Annotated in this window: 18 protein-coding genes; 16 read left to right on the top strand and 2 right to left on the bottom strand. The window is 56.4% G+C overall.

Translation table 11 applies throughout. The annotated features are described in order from the left end of the window. The first annotated feature begins 26 nt into the window (after window positions 1–26). The 10 genes from hisG to MCACP_RS11280 all read left to right on the top strand — a co-directional run bounded on the left by hisG (window position 27) and on the right by MCACP_RS11280 (window position 9,444). On the top strand, window positions 27–713 hold the full coding sequence (gene hisG, locus MCACP_RS11325) for an ATP phosphoribosyltransferase (protein ID WP_406676852.1): 687 nt from the start codon (window positions 27–29) through the stop codon (window positions 711–713). A 10-nt stretch (window positions 714–723) separates the two neighbouring features. Continuing rightward, entirely contained in the window at window positions 724–1,986 is a 1,263-nt protein-coding gene (gene hisD / locus MCACP_RS11320; protein ID WP_406678744.1) for a histidinol dehydrogenase, read from the top strand. Next, complete coding sequence (hisB, locus tag MCACP_RS11315) at window positions 1,983–2,573, top strand: imidazoleglycerol-phosphate dehydratase HisB (RefSeq protein ID WP_406676851.1); 591 nt, start codon at window positions 1,983–1,985, stop codon at window positions 2,571–2,573. The genes hisD and hisB overlap by 4 nt, the downstream gene beginning before the upstream one ends. Window positions 2,574–2,590: 17 nt before the next feature. Further along, complete coding sequence (gene hisH / locus MCACP_RS11310; RefSeq protein WP_406676850.1) at window positions 2,591–3,223, top strand: imidazole glycerol phosphate synthase subunit HisH; 633 nt, start codon at window positions 2,591–2,593, stop codon at window positions 3,221–3,223. Next, window positions 3,201–3,932, top strand: coding sequence for a 1-(5-phosphoribosyl)-5-[(5-phosphoribosylamino)methylideneamino]imidazole-4-carboxamide isomerase (hisA, locus tag MCACP_RS11305; RefSeq protein WP_406676849.1), 732 nt, complete (start codon window positions 3,201–3,203; stop codon window positions 3,930–3,932). Before hisH ends, hisA begins: the two co-directional genes overlap by 23 nt. A 1-nt stretch (window position 3,933) precedes the next feature. After that, on the top strand, window positions 3,934–4,698 hold the full coding sequence (gene hisF / locus MCACP_RS11300) for an imidazole glycerol phosphate synthase subunit HisF (RefSeq protein ID WP_406676848.1): 765 nt from the start codon (window positions 3,934–3,936) through the stop codon (window positions 4,696–4,698). A 3-nt stretch (window positions 4,699–4,701) separates the two neighbouring features. Continuing rightward, window positions 4,702–5,460, top strand: coding sequence for a bifunctional phosphoribosyl-AMP cyclohydrolase/phosphoribosyl-ATP diphosphatase HisIE (gene hisIE, locus MCACP_RS11295; protein ID WP_406676846.1), 759 nt, complete (start codon window positions 4,702–4,704; stop codon window positions 5,458–5,460). 198 nt (window positions 5,461–5,658) lie between these two features. After that, window positions 5,659–7,317, top strand: a complete 1,659-nt coding sequence (locus MCACP_RS11290) for a methyl-accepting chemotaxis protein (RefSeq protein WP_406676845.1) — start codon at window positions 5,659–5,661, stop codon at window positions 7,315–7,317. 72 nt (window positions 7,318–7,389) lie between these two features. Further along, window positions 7,390–7,725: a hypothetical protein gene (locus MCACP_RS11285; RefSeq protein ID WP_406676844.1), complete on the top strand. Its 336-nt coding sequence runs from the start codon at window positions 7,390–7,392 to the stop codon at window positions 7,723–7,725. Between the two features lie 498 nt (window positions 7,726–8,223). Further along, window positions 8,224–9,444 carry a S8 family peptidase gene (locus MCACP_RS11280; RefSeq protein WP_406676843.1) on the top strand — a complete coding sequence of 407 codons (1,221 nt, stop codon included), beginning with the start codon at window positions 8,224–8,226 and terminating at the stop codon, window positions 9,442–9,444. 118 nt (window positions 9,445–9,562) lie between these two features. On the opposite strand, the gene queF is transcribed toward MCACP_RS11280, so the two are convergent. Both queF and MCACP_RS11270 read right to left on the bottom strand, forming a co-directional pair. Then, window positions 9,563–9,943, bottom strand: a complete 381-nt coding sequence (queF, locus tag MCACP_RS11275) for a preQ(1) synthase (RefSeq protein WP_338823866.1) — start codon at window positions 9,941–9,943, stop codon at window positions 9,563–9,565. Next, window positions 9,940–10,620 carry a queuosine precursor transporter gene (locus MCACP_RS11270; protein WP_406676842.1) on the bottom strand — a complete coding sequence of 227 codons (681 nt, stop codon included), beginning with the start codon at window positions 10,618–10,620 and terminating at the stop codon, window positions 9,940–9,942. Before MCACP_RS11270 ends, queF begins: the two co-directional genes overlap by 4 nt. A 294-nt stretch (window positions 10,621–10,914) precedes the next feature. Between MCACP_RS11270 and MCACP_RS11265 the strand changes: the two genes are divergently transcribed. The 6 genes from MCACP_RS11265 to MCACP_RS11240 all read left to right on the top strand — a co-directional run bounded on the left by MCACP_RS11265 (window position 10,915) and on the right by MCACP_RS11240 (window position 19,564). After that, window positions 10,915–12,747, top strand: a complete 1,833-nt coding sequence (locus tag MCACP_RS11265) for a sigma 54-interacting transcriptional regulator (protein WP_406676841.1) — start codon at window positions 10,915–10,917, stop codon at window positions 12,745–12,747. 254 nt (window positions 12,748–13,001) lie between these two features. Next, a complete protein-coding gene (locus MCACP_RS11260) occupies window positions 13,002–13,808 on the top strand; it encodes a P-loop NTPase (protein ID WP_406676840.1) in 807 nt (268 codons plus the stop codon). A gap of 235 nt (window positions 13,809–14,043) precedes the next feature. Further along, entirely contained in the window at window positions 14,044–15,978 is a 1,935-nt protein-coding gene (cooS, locus tag MCACP_RS11255; protein ID WP_406676839.1) for an anaerobic carbon-monoxide dehydrogenase catalytic subunit, read from the top strand. After that, window positions 15,975–16,460, top strand: a complete 486-nt coding sequence (locus tag MCACP_RS11250) for a 4Fe-4S dicluster domain-containing protein (protein ID WP_054936714.1) — start codon at window positions 15,975–15,977, stop codon at window positions 16,458–16,460. The genes cooS and MCACP_RS11250 overlap by 4 nt, the downstream gene beginning before the upstream one ends. A gap of 128 nt (window positions 16,461–16,588) precedes the next feature. Then, entirely contained in the window at window positions 16,589–18,610 is a 2,022-nt protein-coding gene (gene hyfB, locus MCACP_RS11245; RefSeq protein ID WP_406676838.1) for a hydrogenase 4 subunit B, read from the top strand. 12 nt (window positions 18,611–18,622) lie between these two features. Continuing rightward, window positions 18,623–19,564: a respiratory chain complex I subunit 1 family protein gene (locus MCACP_RS11240; RefSeq protein ID WP_075516368.1), complete on the top strand. Its 942-nt coding sequence runs from the start codon at window positions 18,623–18,625 to the stop codon at window positions 19,562–19,564. Window positions 19,565–19,583: the final 19 nt, after the last annotated feature.

Below are 19,583 nucleotides of genomic sequence, written 5' to 3'. Positions count from 1 at the left end.
CTTAAGATTTTCGGAGGAACTTTTAAATGGTCACCGACTTGCTTACTCTGGCCTTGCCCAAGGGCAAGCTGGGCGAAGACGCCCTGCAATTATTGCGTAAGGCCGGGCTCCCGGTAGAAGGCATGGCTACCGGAGCACGGCAGCTGGTCTTCACTTTCCCAGCCGACCGGGTGCGTTACGTGATCTGCCGTCCCACTGATGTGCCTACCTATGTAGAACATGGAGCCGCCGATCTGGGTATTGTCGGCAAGGACACCCTGGCGGAGGCCGGGGCCGATGTCTTTGAACTGGTGGACCTGGGGTTTGGCTATTGCCGTTTTGTTGTAGCCGCGCCCCGGCAGCGCTGGGAGGAAGCCGGACAGTCCCTGGAAACCCTGCTGGCCGGCAGCCGCCGGGTGGCCACCAAGTTTCCCAGGGTAGCGGCAGCTTTTTTCCAGGAAAAGGGACTTCCGGTGGAAATAATCAAGCTCCATGGCAATATTGAGCTGGCCCCCCTGGTGGGACTGGCCGACCTGATTGTGGATATTGTTTCTACCGGGCGAACCTTAAGGGAAAATGACCTCGTGGAGGTAGTTTCTATTTTTCCCTCCACAGCTCGTTTGATTGCCAACCGGGTTAGTTACCGGATCAATTACCAGCACCTGCGGCCTGTAATAGAGGCCTTAAAGCGGGCGGCTGTTCAAGGGGGGACCGGAATTGCTACCTGTTCTTGAGGGCGAAGAAGTGCGGCGCCGCTGGGCAGGACGGCTGCTGGCCCAGAACGATGTCGCCGCGAGGGTACGGGATATTATTACCGCTGTCAGGGTGGAAGGCCAGGCAGCCGTAGAACGTTACACCCGGGAACTGGATGGGGTTGATCTAAAAGAGGCCGGTTTTCGGGTAACGGCAGAAGAAATCAGGGCTGCTTATGAAGCCGTTACTCCCGAACTGCTCGAAGCCATCCAGAAGGCCAGGGATAATATTGCCGCTTACCATCGTCGTGAGAAGCATGGTTCTTGGATGGAGGCGGATATGAACGGCACCATCCTGGGACAGATTTGCCGCCCTTTAAAGCGAGTGGGCCTTTACGTCCCCGGCGGTACGGCTGCTTATCCTTCGTCGGTATTAATGACCGCCGTACCGGCCCGGGTGGCCGGCGTTGAAGAAATAATCATGGCGACGCCGCCACGGCGGGACGGCACCCTGGCGCCCCTGCTCCTGGTTGCGGCCGCCGAAGCCGGTGTGCGGGAGATTTATAAAATGGGCGGCGCTCAGGCCGTAGCCGCCCTGGCCTACGGGACGGAAGAAGTGACCCCGGTGGAGAAGATTGCCGGGCCGGGGAATATTTATGTTACCCTGGCCAAGAAGGAGGTCTACGGGGTCGTCGATATCGACATGCTGGCGGGACCCAGCGAAATCGTCGTCATTGCCGATGCATCCGCCCGGCCGGACTGGGTGGCGGCCGACCTCCTCTCCCAGGCTGAACACGACGCCCTGGCCGGCGCGGTCCTGATCACGCCGGATGAGAAACTGGCCCGGGCGGTGGTAGAGGAAGTCGCCCGCCAGCTGAAGACCCTGCCCCGGCGGGAGATAGCCAGCCGTTCGCTGGAAAATTATGGTGCGGCCGTGGTGGTACCCCATCTGGAGGCCGCCCTGGACCTGGCCAATGCCCTGGCTCCAGAGCACCTGGAACTGTACGTGGCCGATCCCTGGTCCTGGCTGGGCCGGGTGGAAAACGCCGGGGCGATTTTCTTAGGGTCTTACAGCTCTGAGCCCCTGGGCGATTACTGGGCCGGGCCCAGCCATGTTTTGCCCACCGGAGGGACGGCCCGGTTTTATTCGCCCTTAAGCGTCGCTACTTTTATGAAGAGAAGCAGCCTTATCGCTGCCGGCCCTGCCTGCTTGCAGGCGGCGGGAAGCTTGATTCAGGCCCTGGCCCGGGCTGAAGGCCTGGAGGGCCATGCCCGGGCTATCCAGTTACGCCTGGAGAGAGGGTTTGATTTATGAGCAGGAAAGCCTCGATTGAGCGCCAGACCGCAGAAACTAACATTCGCGTTAGACTCGACCTGGACGGCAGCGGCAAATGGCAGGGCAGCAGCGGTATTCCCTTCTTTGATCACCTGCTGGCCCAGCTGGCCCGCCATGGGCTCCTGGACCTGGAAGTCCGGGCCGAGGGGGATCTGGAAGTTGATAACCATCACACCATAGAAGATATTGGGATCTGCCTGGGAGAGGCTTTGAAACAGGCTCTGGGGGATAAAGCCGGTATTAATCGTTACGGCCACACCCTGATCCCCATGGATGATGCCCTGGTTCAGGTAGCCCTGGACTGCAGCGGCCGGCCCTACCTTGCCTGTGATCTTGGTCTTCCCGCGGGACGGATTGGCGGCCTGGAGACAGAATTGCTGGAGGAGTTCCTGCGGGCTTTTGTTAACCACAGCGGCCTGACCCTTCACGTGCAAAAGCTCGCCGGGCACAACAGCCATCATGTCGCCGAGGCCCTGTTTAAAGCCCTGGGCCGGGCTATGAGGGAAGCCGCCGGCCTCGATCCCCGGGTAGAGGGAATTCCATCTACCAAGGGAAACCTGGCTTGAGGAGGAGTTAAGCCAAAATGCGGCCGCTAGCTATAATTGATTACGGTATGGGCAATCTCTTGAGCGTCAAGAAGGCCCTGGATAAGCTGGGTTACCCGGCGGAGATAACCTCAGACCCGGAGGTAGTGCTGGCTGCTCCCGGCGTTATCCTGCCGGGAGTGGGAGCCTTTGCCGACGCCATGGCCAATTTGCAGCAGAGGGGCCTGGTGGCAGCCATCCGGGAAGTTGTGCGGCGGGATGTACCCTTCCTGGGCATTTGTCTGGGGTTGCAGATCCTTTTCAGCACCAGCGAGGAAGGAGGTCCGGTGGAAGGTCTGAACCTTTTACCGGGCGAAGTAAAACGCCTGCCGCCAGGGCTTAAGGTTCCCCACATGGGGTGGAACCAGGTGCAATTGCTAAAGCCCGGGGAGCTTTTTCGGGGGATCCCTACGGGTACGAACTTTTACTTTGTCCATTCGTATTATATTGACCCCGCCGATAAAACCATAGTCACCGGTACTACGGATTATGGTTTAACCTTTGCCGTAAGCATCCAGCGGGACAACCTCTTCGGGGTCCAGTTCCACCCGGAAAAAAGCAGCCGCTGGGGCCTGAAGGTTTTAAAAAACTTTGGGGAGCTGGTAAACCGTGCTGATTCTGCCTGCCATTGACCTGCGGGAGGGGCGCTGCGTGCGCCTTTACCAGGGGCGGCCGGAAGCCGAGACTATCTACTCCACCGATCCCGTGGCCGTTGCCCGGGGTTGGGAGGCAAGGGGTGCCCGCTGGCTTCATGTGGTGGATCTGGACGGGGCCTTTGCCGGCCGACCGCGGAATATGGAGGTTATTGCGGCCATAATCAAAGAGGTCCACATCCCGGTCCAGGTCGGGGGCGGCATCCGCAGTCTGGAAAGCCTGGAGGCGCTCCTTGCTGCGGGGGCGGCCCGGGCTGTCCTGGGGACGATAGCCATCACCAACCCGGAGATAGTTGCTGAGGCTGTGGCGCGCTTCGGCGACCAGGTGGCCGTTGGTATTGACAGCCGCGAAGGGATGGTAGCCGTAGAAGGCTGGGCGGCAACGGTGGAGGAAAGGGCCCTTGACTTTGCCAGCCGCATGGCCGCCCTGGGGGTAAAGCGGGCCATCTTTACTGATATCAGCCGCGACGGCACCCTCCAGGGACCCAATATTGCCGCTACCAGGGAAGTGGCCAGGAGGAGCGGCCTGAAAGTTATTGCCTCCGGTGGTATTGCCAGCCTGGATGACGTCCGCGCCCTGCGTGGCCTGGAGAAGGAAGGCGTGGAAGGGGCCATCCTGGGACGGGCCCTTTACAACGGCAACTTTACCCTGGAGGAAGCCCTGGCCGTGGCCGGGGAGGAGGATTAAGATGCTTACCAGGCGGATTATTCCCTGCCTGGATGTCGATCACGGGCGGGTAGTTAAGGGTACCAATTTTTTAAACTTACGGGATGCCGGGGACCCGGTGGAGCTGGCGGCCGCCTATGACCGCGCCGGCGCCGATGAACTGGTTTTCCTGGATATCTCGGCTTCGGCCGAAGGCCGGGAGATTATGGTCGACGTGGTCCGGCGGACGGCTGAGGAAGTTTTTATCCCCTTTACTGTGGGGGGCGGCTTGCGCACGCTGGAGGATATTCGCCGCATGCTGGCCGCCGGAGCCGACAAGATTTCCCTGAATACGGCAGCGGTGATGGATCCTAGTCTCGTGGCCATGGCGGCCCGACGTTTCGGCAGCCAGTGCGTAGTGGTGGCCATCGATGCCCGCCGTACCGGGGCCGGTCGTTGGGAGGTTTATACCCACGGCGGCCGCCGGCCGACGGGAAAAAACGCTTTAGAGTGGGCCCGGCAGGTGGAGGAGCTGGGAGCAGGGGAGATCCTCCTTACTAGCATGGACTGCGACGGTACTTTAGAGGGCTACGACCTGGAATTGACGGCAGCCATAAGCACAGCCGTTAGCATTCCGGTAATCGCTTCCGGCGGCGTGGGGAAGCTAGAGCACCTCTATGATGGTTTGACGGTCGGCCGCGCCGACGCCGTCCTGGCGGCCTCGATCTTTCACTTCGGCACCTATACTATCGGGGAAGCCAAGAGCTACCTGGCAGCACGCGGTGTCCCCGTACGTTTGGAGGAGTAAAACATGGGTGTAAAAATACCCGAGGAAATTCGCTTTAATGCCGAGGGATTAATCCCGGCCATTATCCAGGATGTAGAAAGCGGCCGGGTGTTGATGCTGGCCTATATGAACCGGGAAGCCCTGGCCCGCACCCTGGCTACCGGCGAGACATGGTTTTACAGCCGCAGCCGCCGGGAACTCTGGCATAAAGGGGCTACCTCGGGCCACCGCCAGTATATTGTCAATGCCAGCTACGATTGTGACGCCGATGCCCTGCTCTTCCAGGTCCGCCAGGTAGGGGTGGCCTGCCACGAAGGGGAATTTTCCTGCTTTCATAATCCCTTGGCCTTACAAGTAAGCTCCCCCAAGGTACCTGGAGGGAGGAAGCCGGCACCCCGGGATGCCGGCCAGGCTGACATGGGAAGCGCAGCTACCGCTAACCCCACGGGTGTTGGCACCGTAACTGCGGATTTGGGGGCCGTCCTGACTGAAGTTTTCCAGGTGATTAAAGAACGCCAGGCTACCCGGCCGGAAGGCTCCTACACGACCTATCTCTTTAATAACGGCCAGGATAAAATCCTAAAAAAAATCGGTGAAGAGGCCGGTGAAACCATCATTGCCTCAAAAAACGACAGCCGGCGGGAAATTTTATACGAACTGGCCGACCTCTATTACCACACCCTGGTCTTGCTGGCCTACCATGATTTGGAACCGGGACAACTGGCTGCCGAACTGGCCGCTCGCCTGCCGGCAAATGATCCTTTGGCCCCCAAAAACCAATAATTACTATTATATACCCCCTGCGGGCTTTCTACATAGTTCCGAGGTTTCAGTAACGCGATACCCGGCAATCAGGATACAGATCTACCTGAAGGAGTACCTGCCTGACAGCCTGACCAACCTCTATCTCACCGTGCTTTTATCTAGTCAAATGCGGAAAAATATGTTAATATAAAGAATAATGGCGGGAGGTGGAGGAAATTGGCAATTAGTCTCCGCACCAAACTTTTTTATTTTATTCTCTTGCTATTTCTGGCTCTGGGCCCGGGGACGGTGGGGACAGCGCTGGTAGCCGTCCAGGGCGTTAGCTGGCAATTGCTCCTTGTACCGGCCATTGTGGCGGGGGGCCTGGGTTTAATTTTAAGCCTGGTTATCCTGTTCAATTTATACATAAAATGGATGCGCCCCCTGCAGCGGGTCATGCAGTTTCTCAATTTACTCGGCGAGGGCGATCCGGTGCGGGCAGAACAATCTTTGACCGGGGCGCAGTTAGGGGAGAGTTTCCAGGGGCCGGTAACTGCCGTCCTGGACAGTTTTTACCGCCTGGTGGGTCGCATGCAGCGTACCGCCGATGAGCTGTCTTATTTTTCCCGAAATCTCCAGGAAAGCGCCGGTACCAGCCATCGCAACCTGGAAGAGGTAACGGCAGCCATCCAGGAGATTGCCGGCGGTGCCGACGAACAGGCGGGAGCCGCCCAGAAGGTGGCGGAAAATATCAAAACGTTACACAACCTGGCGGAAGATATCAGCGACCGGGCCGGGCTGGGTACGGAGTTAGGGATGGAAGTTAGGAGCAAGGAAGAGGAAGGTCGCCGACTTTTTGAGCAATTACTTCAGGAAATCAAGGCCGGGGCCGCTTCCATCCAGGAGGCGGCCGGCCGCATGCGGCAGCTGGAAAATAAAATGGAGCAGATCAATACCCTGGTCCAGGCGGTCACGGCCATTGCCGATCAGACCAACCTGCTCGCTTTGAATGCCGCCATTGAAGCCGCACGCGCCGGGGAGCAGGGCCGCGGTTTTGCCGTGGTGGCCGAAGAGGTGCGGAAACTGGCCGAACAGTCGGCGGCGGCCGCCCAGAATATAACCTCCCTGGCGGCAGTCATCAGCGAAGAGGCGCGCCAGACGGCGGCCCAGGTAGACAAAAACGTCGAACTGGTCCGGAGCAACCTCCAGCGCGGAACCCAGGTGAAAGAGAATTTTATGGCCGTAAGCCAGGCGATCAATAAGGCCGCCGAAGTCATGACCAACATCAGCCACCAGGCCCAGAACCAGCTGGTGAGGGTGCGGGAGGTAAACGATGCGGCCGCCCGCATGGCAGCCGTGGCCCAGGAAACGGCGGCCAGCATTGAAGAGGTATCGGCTGCAACGCAGGAACAAAAGGCTGCTATGGCGGTGGTGGAAGAGAATACGCGCCAGTTTGCGGCCATGGCGCAGAATTTCTTTACCATGGCTGCCGCTTTTACCCGGGACGGGTGGGATCAGGAACTGCGCCGGGAACTTGTTAACCAGGGTCATGCCGTACTGGAAAAGCTGGCCGCCGATCCTGTTGTTAAGAAAATGGAAGCCGCCACCCTGGCGCCGTTCCTTGACGCCGCCTTCAGCGAGTCAGCTATTATCCAGACCTTGATTGCCACCCTACCGGACGGAGCAACTATTTATAACCGGCCGGATGCGGGAGTAACCAACTGGTCCTTCCGGCCATGGTTCCAGGCGGCCATAAGGGGTGAACGTTATGCCAGCGAGCCCTATGTGACCCAGAGTTCCAACCGGGTGGCCATCACCGTCGCGGTTCCTGTGCGCGCCGGTGACGGCCGCATCGTCGGCGTCCTGGCGGCCAATATAGCGCCGGCGGAAAAATAACAGCTGGCGGGCACTAAAGGAGACCGCAGGGCATATAATGATCAAGGGTAAATTTTATGCGAGGTGAGGCCCATGAGTGCTGATCTGGATGCCCTGCGGCAGCGCGTCGTTGAAGCAGCTACCAGCGGGAAATCCCTGGGACAGGTTTTTAAAGAAATGGGTATAACGCCCGATAACCCTGCTGTCGTGCAAGAAATAATGGCTCAAGCGGGTATAGATCCTGCTGCCATGTTCCCGGACGGCCAGGTAGATATGGCAAGTTTTGTTAACAACATGACCAAAGATCTGAGCCCGGAGATGAAGAAACAGCTTGCCCAGCTAATTGAAGGGATGGCGGGGGAGATTAATAACGGCCGGCCCCTGCCGCCGGATATTCAGGAATTTCTCAAAAGCTGGCAAAAAAGTTAAATACCTTACCATAGCGGAAATCAGCGCCGACAGTATAAAGGAGCCCCGGGTGGAAAGCCCGGGGCCTTTATATTAAAACCCCGGCGGGGCCGGGGTTTTCCCGCTCATGCATTGGCTGCACTGAGAGGGATGAAGAAGATAAAGAAAATGGGGATGATGATAATCACGATAATAGGAATAAACAACCACCAGAAGTTAAAACCATGGCCGCCCATTAAAAATTCCTCCTACTTGGCATTTAGTGGGAACAAGAAGAACAGGAAGATGATGGGGATGATAATGATAACCGGGATGATGATGATAAACCACCACAATAATTCTTGTGTCATTCAAGTACCCTCCTTTTCCCTTTGCAGGGACCTTTTCTAGACCTAGCATATGCAGTTCCAGGGCAGGTGGTTAATAAGAAAAGGAGAAAATATTTTCTGCCGGCCGGGTTGTATTTATTGAACCCCTTCCAGCGGCAATACATAGAATGAAGCATGGGAGGGGTTAACCATGTGGCCTTTTTTGCTGGCTTATTATGCCGGCGTAGTAGCGATGGCCGGCGTTTCCGTCACCCGGCTGGGTAGCGATTACGGCAGCAGGAAAATCATCATGTTCCGCAAGCACCGGCCCTTGAGCAGTTGTCATGAAACAGTCCTGAAAAAAGGCGGGCGGGTAGTACGCGAATTACCCCTGGTGCATGCCCTGGCAGTAAGGATACCGGAACGGGGTCAGTCCCTTGCAGAGCTGGGCTTACACCCGGATGTCCTTTTAATTGAAGACGATTTCCAGGTCCAGACAGTAGCCTTGCCGGCAGTCAGATTGCGGCAAAAGGAGCAGACCATCCCCTGGGGAGTGGAATGTATTGGCGCACCAAAGGCCTGGCAGGAGGCGGCCGGGGAGAAGGTGAAGGTGGCAATCCTGGATACGGGGATTGATGCCAGCCACCCCGACCTTAAAGCTAACATTCGTGGTACCAAGAATATCAAATTTCCCGGCTGGGAGGCCGGGGATGGCAATGGCCACGGTACCCATGTGGCGGGAATAATTGCGGCGCTCAATAATAATTTTGGGGTGGTAGGGGTGGCCCCCCGGGCGGAGATTTATGCCGTCAAGATTTTTAACCGCCGGGGTAATGGTTATATTTCCGATATCATTGCCGGCCTGGACTGGGCGTTGCAAAATAAAATGCAGGTCGTCAATATGAGTTTCGGCACCACCCGGCCGAGTCAAGCCCTGGAAGAGGCCGTCCGCCGGTGCGTCCAGGCCGGCATGGTCCTGGTGGCGGCTGCAGGCAATGAGGGGAAAGAGAATAGCGTCATGTATCCGGCCCGTTACCCCGGTGTCATCGCCGTTTCGGCTATTGACCGGAAAAATAACCTGGCCAGCTTCAGCAGCCGGGGTCCGGAAGTAACGGTAGCTGCTCCGGGCGTTGATATTCTTTCCACCTACCCGGGCGGCAAATACCGGGCCATGAGCGGCACCTCCATGGCCTGTCCCCATGTTGCCGGGGTTGCAGCCCTGGTGCTGTCCCGGGATGGGCACATATCCGGCAGGCAGGTAGTAAAGACCATCACCAGCACCGCCACCAGGCTGCCGGGTTTAACCCCCGAAGAACAGGGGTCCGGGCTGGTGAATGCCTCCTTCCTGGCAGGCGGGAACCGTTTTAATGATGAGGCCAGGGAAGGCCCGGCAGTTACTTCTTTAAGTGTGATACCTTCCATGACAAGTTAAATAAAAAGCGACCTGGTTTAGTTCCAGGTCGCTATTACATTTATGGGCTGCGCCTCTAATAATGACGGGCCTGAAGAACAGAACCGCCTGCTCGAAATCAGAGGGTTTTCCAGGGGGGTTAATTGCCCTCGCCGTAAAAGGCAGAAGCAGTTATTTTTATCCCGCCACGCGGCTTCTGGATTACAGTTACTTTGCACCAGTGAGGCGAGCAAGCCCGGTAAATGTCCCTGGCAATGGTATCGGCCAGGGCTTCACAAAAGACGCCTTCCTCCCGGAAGCTCCACAGGTAAAGCTTGAAACTTTTAGATTCAATACAGTATTTGTCGGGGGCGTATTCCACGATTACCGTTTCCCAATCCGGCTGCCCCGTTACCGGGCAAAGGCTCGTTACTTCGTCGGATTCCAGTATGACGGTTTTCACGTTTACCGGCTTAGGAAATACTTCCAACTTTTTACGCGGCTCGCGGACGTCCTTTCCTAATGCTTCAAACTCCATCATCTTAAATCCTCCATAGTTACCATAAAGGGATTAAAGTTGGTTTTAAAATCATAGTAATCCTCGTTTTCCACCCTTTTAAGCCAGGCAGTTACAGCGTAGGTCAGCGGTGTTGCCAGGATCTCATAGGTGGTCTTGAAGAGATAATTGGTCATTATCATGTGCAGCAGTACGGTTCCCGGCATAATACCGGCAAAAGCTACGGTGATAAACAGGGTAGTATCCACCAGCTGGCCGCCGATGGTGGAGCCGATCGTCCTGGTCCACAGCCACCGGCCCCGGGTCAAAATTTTTAGTTTTGCCAGGATATAGGAGTTGATAAATTCACCGCAAAAATAGGCTGCCAGGCTGGCCATGACTATCCTGGGTGTTTGCCCCAGGATCCGTTGATAAGCTTCCTGGCCTCCCCAGGGAGGGGCGGGAGGAAGTATCCCTACCAGCCAGTAGACAAAGGACATAAACAGACAGGCTATAAAACCCGTCCATACTACTACCCGGCTGCGCTTGTAGCCGTACACTTCAGTTAAAATATCACCGAAGATATAAGAGACGGGAAATAAAATTACGGCGCCGTCGAAAAAGAAGGGTCCAACTTTTGCTACCTTGACGGCTACCGTGTTGGAGAGGAGCAAGATCACCACGAAGGCAACCATCACGAAGGGAAAGAGTTTGTAACGCAAGAAAATCACTCCTTGTTTTGTTCAGGCGGGTGACTGCGACCGCCAGCCCCGGGGCTAGGGCTATTCTTACATTAACAGAACCGGGATTTTAAGTCAATATCCGAACGTGGGCAGCCATAGGGATAATTGTCACGACAACACCTTTTCTCCCTGCAAGGGTCGGTTGCCCTTCCAGCTTCAAGTGTAAAGGACAGTACCTTGGCACATATCTCACCTTCTTCTTTACTTTTCATATCTTACAGGATAGAATGGAATTGAGCGGAAGCAAAAATGGACGCTGGGGGGAGAAAAGGTATGCTAGCCAGTACCCCGGAGAATACAGTTTATTACCGGGCGGGCTATTCTATTGGCAGGCAGCTTCCTGTAAACGACCTGGAAGAAATACCGGATAAAATAAGCGCCCTGGGAGTAGGAAACCTTAAGTTGAAAAGTGTAAAAGGCGGTAAAATAACCGTTAAATGGAATGAATGTTTCACTTGTTCTCATTTTCCGCCTGTAGGCCAGCAATTATGCTATTTGGAAGGGGGCCTGCTCGCTGGGGCTCTCAACAAACTCTTTAAAAAAAGAATAGAGGTCGAAGAAACCAAATGCTGGGGAACAGGGGAACATTATTGCCAGATGGAAGCCACCATATCCCCTGTTTCTGGTCTTGATGAGCCTTATTCCTTCTTTCCCCTCGAAAAAAACAATAGATTGCTTAAAGATCTTACCTTCCAGGCTTTGCTGGCAACTAGAAGCTACCGCCAGGCTACCCTCGGGTCCGAAAAAGAGGTAAAAGGGTTCCCTTTAAGCATCGGGGAAGCCATTTTCCATATAATACCCATGGGACTGGTGATTACCGATAACCAGGGGAGAGTGGTAGGGATAAATAAGGCCGGCCTCCAAATACTGGGTATTACAGGTCAAAGGGTGCAAGGCCGCATGTTGGAAGAAGTAATCCCTTTAGCCCAATACTCCGAAATAATCCAATCCGGCAGACCACGGGTATGGGAATTCCAGAAAACAAAGGGGAATACTATCATCGTCATAGGAACGCCTCTTTGGATCCAATCAGAAATAGAGGGTGTGCTGTACCAGTTTTTTTCCGATGAAAGCGAGCCTTTACGTCTTCTCCTGGAACAGCTTAAAAAAGTAGAAGCCAGAGTTGGCCATAACCCTGAAAACTTCAAGCCCGCTGGGTGCCTCTTCAATTTCCGCCACATCCGGACTTTAAATCACTATTTTAGGGACGTTTTAAGCCTGGCCCAGAAAGCAGCCGGGAGCAATGCTACTGTACTCATCCTGGGAGAAAGCGGTACCGGAAAAGGGGTCCTGGCCCAGGCTATCCATGAGGAAAGTCCCCGCCGTAACGCGCCTTTAATAAAAGTAGACTGCGCAGCCATCCCACCGGAACTTCTAGAATCCGAACTCTTCGGTTATGAGGAAGGCGCTTTTACTGGAGCTAAAAAGGGCGGCAAACCCGGAAAGTTTGAACTGGCTCACGGCGGGACCATCTTTTTGGATGAAATCGGAGATATGCCCCTTAATATGCAAGCCAAGCTTTTGAGGGTTTTGCAAGATAAAGAGATTGAGCGGTTGGGGAGCACCCGGACCAGAAAAATAGATGTGCGGGTGATAGCAGCTACCAACAAGGATTTGGAAAAAATGGTACATGAAGGCCGTTTTCGGGAAGATCTCTTTTACCGCTTAAATGTGGTCACGCTAGTGCTCCCACCCCTTAAAGAGCGGCCGGAAGACATACCTCTCCTGGCAGAGGACATTTTACAAAGGCTAAACAAAGAATATGGGAAAAAATTACGGCTTACTCCCGCCGCAATGGAGTGCCTTCTAAGCTATTCTTGGCCGGGTAACGTCCGGGAATTGGAAAATGTCCTGGAGAGGGCTGCCATCCTGGCTGAAACCCAGGAAATCCATCCCCATCACCTCACGATAGGCTATCATGGTAAAAAGAAAAGGGTGAGGGAGATCTCCCCCCTTTATAAAGTCCGGATAGAAGCGGAAAAGGAGGCCATCATTCAGGCCCTGGAAGCTTTTGGCGGAGAAAAAACAAGGGCCGCCAAGGCATTAGGCCTTTCCCGCCAGGCACTCTATACTAAAATGGCCAGCTATGGCTTGCTTAAAAATTAATGTCAACTCTTTTTAACGTGTAAAACTAAATTGACAGCGAGGTTCTTAGGCCGTCAAGCTATGGCGGCCTTTTTCTTTTGGCACGCTTTTTGCTATAAACGAAAAAGATGGATCTATGGCTATTTCTTCTTGGTTAAAAACTTGATTTCATAAACCTATTTTATACCTTTTAACTTTTAATTACGGCCATGGCTAGAGTGAGGTAATTGCTTAGCTAGGGTCACAAGAGAAGCTGAAAAAGTGGAGGTGTTCAAGTGAAGCTGGCCATTTCCGGGAAAGGTGGCGTCGGCAAAACCACCATAGCTGCCGGTTTAATCAAGCATTTTGCCCGGCAGGGTTACCAGGTATATGCCGTCGATGCCGATCCCGATACGAGCCTGGGGATGGTCCTGGGGCTCCCCGAGGAGAGACTCGGTACCCTTAAACCAATTGTGGAGATGCGAGAATTGATTGCCGAACGCACCGGCGGCAGCGGCGCCTTCTTTTCTCTAAACCCGGAAGTAGATAGCCTGCTCCAGGATTATACCATAAGGAACGGAAATATCCTTTTTCTGAAAATGGGAGCCATCAAGCCCGGGGGATCGACCTGCTATTGCCGGGAAAATGCCGTCTTAAATGCCATGGTTAATGCCCTAATCCTAAAACACCGGGAAATGGTGGTCCTGGATATGGGGGCTGGCATCGAGCACCTGACCCGGGGTACGGCCCGGGGGGTAGATCTGATGTTGATTATTACCGAGCCCACCCTGGTCAGCGTCCAGACCGCCCGGGTCGTCCAAAAACTGGCCGCTGAACTTGGTATTAAGCAAATAAAGTTTGTAGGCAACAAATTGCGTCAACCCCGGGATGAGGAATTTATCCTCAGCCACCTGCCGCCAGGCGATGTCATCGGCCTGATTCCTTTCCAAACAGAAATTTTAGACCAGGCTGCCGGCTTTGCCGGTGAGCAGTCTTTTACCGCCGCAGGTATAGCTGAGCTGGCTACCAGGGTGCTAAACCGACGGGCTATTGCCCCGGACATAGGGGGACAAGGTTCTCCTTGTAAAAATAAACAAATATAACCATAAAAATAAAAGGTGGAGGTTAGGTGTGACATGTGATAATGGGCACGAGTGCAGCAGGAATAGTTGCTGCAGAAACCCTCCGTTCCCTGGTTTTACTCCCCGCGTTTCCAGGGCTGCAGTAGCTGCAGGAAGTTGACCGGACGGAAGGCCGCTGACGCTTTGATATGAAAGCAGGTAATAAAGTTTACAAAACTGCGGCGTTGCCGCATATTCCTCAAGGAGGTCGATGCTGATGGCCAAGTCGTGTAAAGTTTCTCTGGACCCGGCGGTTTGCGAGATGGTGGAAAAGGCCGGGCGCCTGGAGGTGGAGACGGTCTGGGATCGCTACCAGGCGATGCTTCCCCAGTGCGGCTTTGGGGAAACCGGGCTGTGCTGCCGGCACTGCCTGCAGGGCCCCTGCCGTATAGATCCTTTTGGTGGCGAGCCCAAGGCGGGGATTTGCGGGGCTACGGCGGACGTCATCGTCGCGCGAGGCCTGGATCGCGCCATCGCGGCCGGCGGGGCGTCCCACTCGGGCCATGCGAAGCACATTGCCCACACCTTGAAAAAGGCGGTTCGGGGTAAGGCACCGGACTACGCCATTAAAGACAAAGCCAAGCTCCGCAAAGTGGCTGAACGTCTCGGCATTCCCACGAAAGGCAGGAGCGAGGCCGAGATTGGCCTGGCCGTTGCCGAGGCGGCTCTGGCGGACTTTAACGAGAAAGCAACGGAAGCGCCGGTCACGTGGGTGGCCACCACGGTGACCGAGAAGCGGAGCAAGCTCCTTATGGAACGAGGCTTGATGCCTAAGGGGATAGACTACGAGATCGCCGATATTATGCACCGGACGCATTACGGCTGTGACGCAGACCCGATTAACCTCCTCCAGGCGGGGATACGTTGCTCCCTTACGGACTTTGCGGGTTGCCACATGGGTACCGACTTGTCCGACATCCTCTTCGGCACGCCCCAGCCCGTAGTCAGTGAGGCCAATTTAGGGGTCCTCAAGGCGGACATGGTTAACGTGGCGGTCCACGGCCACAACCCGGTTTTATCCGAAATCATCGTCCAAGTAGCCGAAGAGATGAAGCCGGAAGCCAAGGCAGCCGGCGCCGGGGGTGTGAATGTGGTGGGCATCTGCTGCACCGGCAACGAGGTGCTGATGCGCCACGGCATCCCGTCCTGCACCCATTCCCTCAGCCAGGAGATGGCCCTGATCACCGGCGCCCTCGATGCCGTCGTGATGGATTACCAGTGCATCATGCCCTCTCTCGCTACGGTGGCAGAGTGCATGGGGACCAGGCTGATCACCACCATGGAAACCATGAAGATCCCCGGTGCGATCCACATCCCCTTCGCGGAAGAAAGGGCTAAAGAGATCGCCCGGGAGATCATTCGCCACGCCATCGAGGCCTTCACCCGGCGCCGGGGTAAGCCGGTGGACATACCGCAGAACAGGTCCAAAGTGGTGGCGGGCTTCTCCGCGGAAGCCATCATAAACGCCCTCTCTAAGTTGAATGCCGACGATCCCCTTAAGCCTTTGCTTGACAACATCGTCGCCGGCAACATTCGCGGGGTGTGCCTCTTCTGCGGATGCAACAACGTCAAGGTTCCGCAAGATAGGAACTTCGTCACCATGGCCCGCCGCCTCCTGAAGGAGAACGTGTTGGTTCTAGCCTCCGGCTGCGGCGCGGGGGCGCTCATGCGCCACGGGTTTATGGACCCGGCCAGTGTGGATGAGGTGTGCGGGGAAGGCTTGAAGGCGGTCCTGACGGCCATCGGCGAGGCCAACGGCCTGGGCGGGCCCCTGCCGCCGGTGCTGCATGTAGGCTCCTGCGTGGACACCTCGCGGGCGGTGGCCCTGGCGGTGCCCCTGGCCAATCGGCTGGGTGTGGACACGGATCAACTTCCCGTGGTCGCTTCGGCCCCTGAGGCGACGGCTGAAAAAGCGGTCGCCATCGGCACCTGGGCGGTGACCCTCGGTATCCCCACCCACGTGGGGGTCATGTTGCCGGTGGTGGGTAGCCGCTACGTCACCCAGGTGCTGACGGATAAAGTCCGGGACTTGACCGGCGGTTACTTCATCGTGGAACCCGATCCCGAGTCTGCGGGCCAGAAGCTCCTGGCGGCCATCGACGAGCGCCGGGCCGGTCTGGGGCTCAACGTCCCGGGAGGTGCCCGGCGATGAAACGGAAGGAGATCTTTGTCCGTTATGAACGGTGTACGGGCTGCCGTTCCTGTGAGCTGGCTTGCGCCGTGAGCCACACCGCGGCCCGGAATCTCTTTGGGGCCCTACTGGGGGGCGAAAGGCCGCAGAAGCGCCTCTATGTGGACCAGGTAGGCAGGGTGAAAGCTCCGGCCGTCTGCCGGCAATGCGAGGAGCCGCCTTGCGTGGCCGTCTGCATCACCGGCGCGATGCACAGGCGGGAAGACGGCGTCAACGTGGTCGCCTTGCGCCGGTGCATCGGTTGCTGGATGTGTGCCATGGCCTGCCCCTTCGGTGCAGTGGGCCGGGGCGAAGGTAAGGCCGTAAAGTGCGACCGGGAGTGCCTGGATGAGGAGGGCGTACCGGCCTGTGTGCGAGCCTGCCCCACCGGGGCTCTGGTCTTCCAGACCGTGGAGGAGTTTGAAGCCGAACGGCGCCTGGCGGCCGCTGTTTCATTTAGATAGCGGTTCAGGGCAGGGGCGGGGTGGGGAAGCCCCCCCTCCCCGCCTCGTGGCTTGAAACTGAGCAAGCTCGGAAGAAGTGCTGTTGTTGCTGATGTAGTGTCATTTAGAGGGGCGGGAGGTAAGGCTAAATGATCGTTCAGCAGTTATTTCTGCTGTCCATTCTCCTGTATGTCGCCGGAGCAGTTGCCTCCCTGGCGCTGAACAGAGCCGGTAAAATTGCCAACTATGCTTCTGGAATAAGCGCCTTTGTGGCAGCGAGTGCCGGGATGGCTGCGGCCATCCCGGTCTTCGCTCGTGGTACGGGCTTTACAATGGCAGCGGCGGGGTTTATTCCCTTTGCGCCCTTTGTTATCCGGGTCGATCTCTTTTCTGCTTTTATGGTGTTGGTCATTTCGCTGCTGGCCGCCGCTACAGCTATTTATTCCCTTGCTTATCAGGAGGAGTATGCCGGGAGGGGCGCCGGGGTACTGGGCTTTTTGAATAACATTTTCCTTGCGTCCATGGTCCTGGTGGTTGCTAGCGGCGACGCCTTCTATTTTCTCGTTTTTTGGGAGCTGATGACCCTGGTTTCCTATTTCCTGGTTAGTTTCGACCAGGAAAACCCGGAGAGTGTCAATGCCGGATTTATCTATTTCCTGGTGGCCCACGCCGGAGCAGTAATGATTATGCTGTCATTCATTATATTTTTTATCCATACGGGCACTTTTGATTTTGCTTCCTTCCGCAGTGCAAACCTTCCGCCGGCTACCAAACACCTGGCCTTCTTGCTGGCTTTCTTCGGGTTCGGGGCCAAAGCCGGTATTATGCCACTCCACTTCTGGCTGCCGCGGGCTCACCCTGCGGCTCCTTCCAACGTTTCCGCCCTCATGTCGGGTGTAATGATTAAAACCGCTATCTACGGCATACTCAGGGTCAGTGTCGATTTCCTCGGCGCTTCCGTCTGGTGGTGGGGCCTTACGGTCCTGGCCTTCGGAGCAATCTCGGCGGTTCTGGGTGTGCTTTACGCAATAAATGAAAACGATCTCAAGCGGCTGCTGGCCTATTCCAGTATCGAAAACGTGGGGATCATCCTGATGGGCACCGGTGCTGGCATGATTGGCATAGCCAGGGGAGAACCCGTTCTGGGAGTGCTCGGCATCCTGGCGGGGCTCTATCACCTGGTAAACCATGCTGCCTTTAAAGGCCTCCTTTTTCTCGGGGCAGGCTCGGTAATCTATCGCCTCCACACCAAAAACATGGAGGAGATGGGCGGGCTGGCCAGGCGAATGCCGTGGACCGGGTTGGCTTTTTTGACCGGCGCTCTGGCCATCGCGGCTATTCCCCCTCTCAACGGTTTTGTCAGTGAATGGTTTACCTACCAGTCGCTGTTCATGGCGAGCACCAGCAGCTTCCTGGCCGTCAAAGTGCTGTCACCCCTTTTGGCAATCATGCTCGCTCTAACGGGCGCCCTGGCGGCGATGTGCTTTGTAAAAGCCTATGGGGTCACCTTTGCCGGTCCCTGGCGCAGCAATCGCGCCCGGGAGGCCAGGGAAGTGCCGGTGCCGATGCTTGCCGGGACGGCGCTTCTGGCGGCTGGCTGCCTTGCCCTCGGGCCGGGCGCACCGGTTGTTGCTCCTTATATTGGCAATGTGGCCGCGGCGTTGCTGGGCACCTCTCCGGTCCGGGTAAGTGACGGGCTGTTGGTATTTCCGGCAAGCAGCGCCCGGGCCGTGCTTTCCCCGCCCCTCATTGCCCTTCTCCTGGTGGGGTTTGTCACGTTACCCCTGTTAATTGCCGGGATGCAAGGTGGGATGCAGGCCGGGCGGCGGATCGATGCCGAGCCGTGGGCATGCGGATATAAATACTCACCGCGGATGGTGTACGCGGCTACCGCCTTTGCCCAGCCATTGAGGGTGCTTTTCCGCCCGGCCTATTTGCTAAGGACCACCCTCGCGGGGCCGGGCTATACCATTGCGGCGTATGGCAAGGAAGCAGTGGTCTACGTCGCCCGTGTGGAGTCGATGTGGAAAGATTACCTCTACGGTCCCCTATTACGGGGTACGGTACGTCTGGGTAAACGGGTGCAAGCCCTCCAGATAGGGAATGTCCGGCTGTATTGCCTGTATATAATCGTAACGCTCGTAGTCCTGCTGTTAGCAACGGTCAGATAGGAGGAGAGAAAGATGCCCGGTAACGAGTTGCTCCCCATCGGCCTGGTGCAGGCCTTGCTCGTCCTGCTGGTAGCACCTCTTTTTACGGGCTTTTCCCGCACTTTAAGGGCAAAGCTGCACTCCAGGAAAGGTCCCGGTATTTTTCAGAACTACCGGGATATCTTTAAACTCATCAAAAGGCAAGAGGTGGTGCCTGCCCAGGCCAGCTGGGTCTTCCGGTTTACTCCCTATATGGTTATGGCAACCACCCTGCTCATTGCCATGGTGATTCCGATTTTAACCCTGCAGTCGCCCCTGGGGATGGCCGGTGATCTCATCGCTGTCGTTTACCTGTTCACCGTGGTCCGCTTCTTCTTTGCCCTTGCAGGTCTGGATTCCGGCAGCGGGTTCGCCGGAATAGGGGCCAGCCGGGAGATGGCCCTGGCCGTGCTCGTAGAGCCAACTATTATCCTGGTGCTGTTCGTGGTCGCCCTTCTCGCCGGGACGACCGATCTGGGAACAATCAGCCAGAAGGTGGCGGCCGGTGAGATATCATATTTTAGCCCGGCAGTCTGGCTGGCCATGGCTTCCTTTGCTGTCGCCACCTTCATCGAAACCGGCAAGCTGCCCTTTGACCTGGCGGAAGCAGAACAGGAGATCCAGGAGGGACCCCTTACGGAATATTCCGGTCGCTCCCTGGCCCTCCTGAAATGGGGTTTGTATATGAAGCAGGTTGTGGTGATCGCCCTGTTTCTGGCCGTTTTCTTCCCCTTTGGGAGCGCGGCGGTGGTCAGTACTTCCTCCCTCCTGGTATCCACGGCTGTCTTTTTATTGAAGGTTGCCGGTTTTTACGTTATCGCTGCCCTGCTGGAAAACAGCATGGCCAGATTCCTCCTTTTTAAGGCCCCCGCAGTAACCTGGGTGGCTTTCGGCATAGCCTTGCTGTCCTTCGTTTTCTACCTGGCCAATGTTTAATAGATGCGGGAGGGGATCT

Origin of the sequence: Neomoorella carbonis (assembly GCF_045278715.1) — a bacterium.
Classification (GTDB): Bacteria; Bacillota; DSM-521; order Neomoorellales; family Neomoorellaceae; genus Neomoorella; species Neomoorella carbonis.
This window is presented reverse-complemented; position numbering and strand designations above follow the sequence as displayed.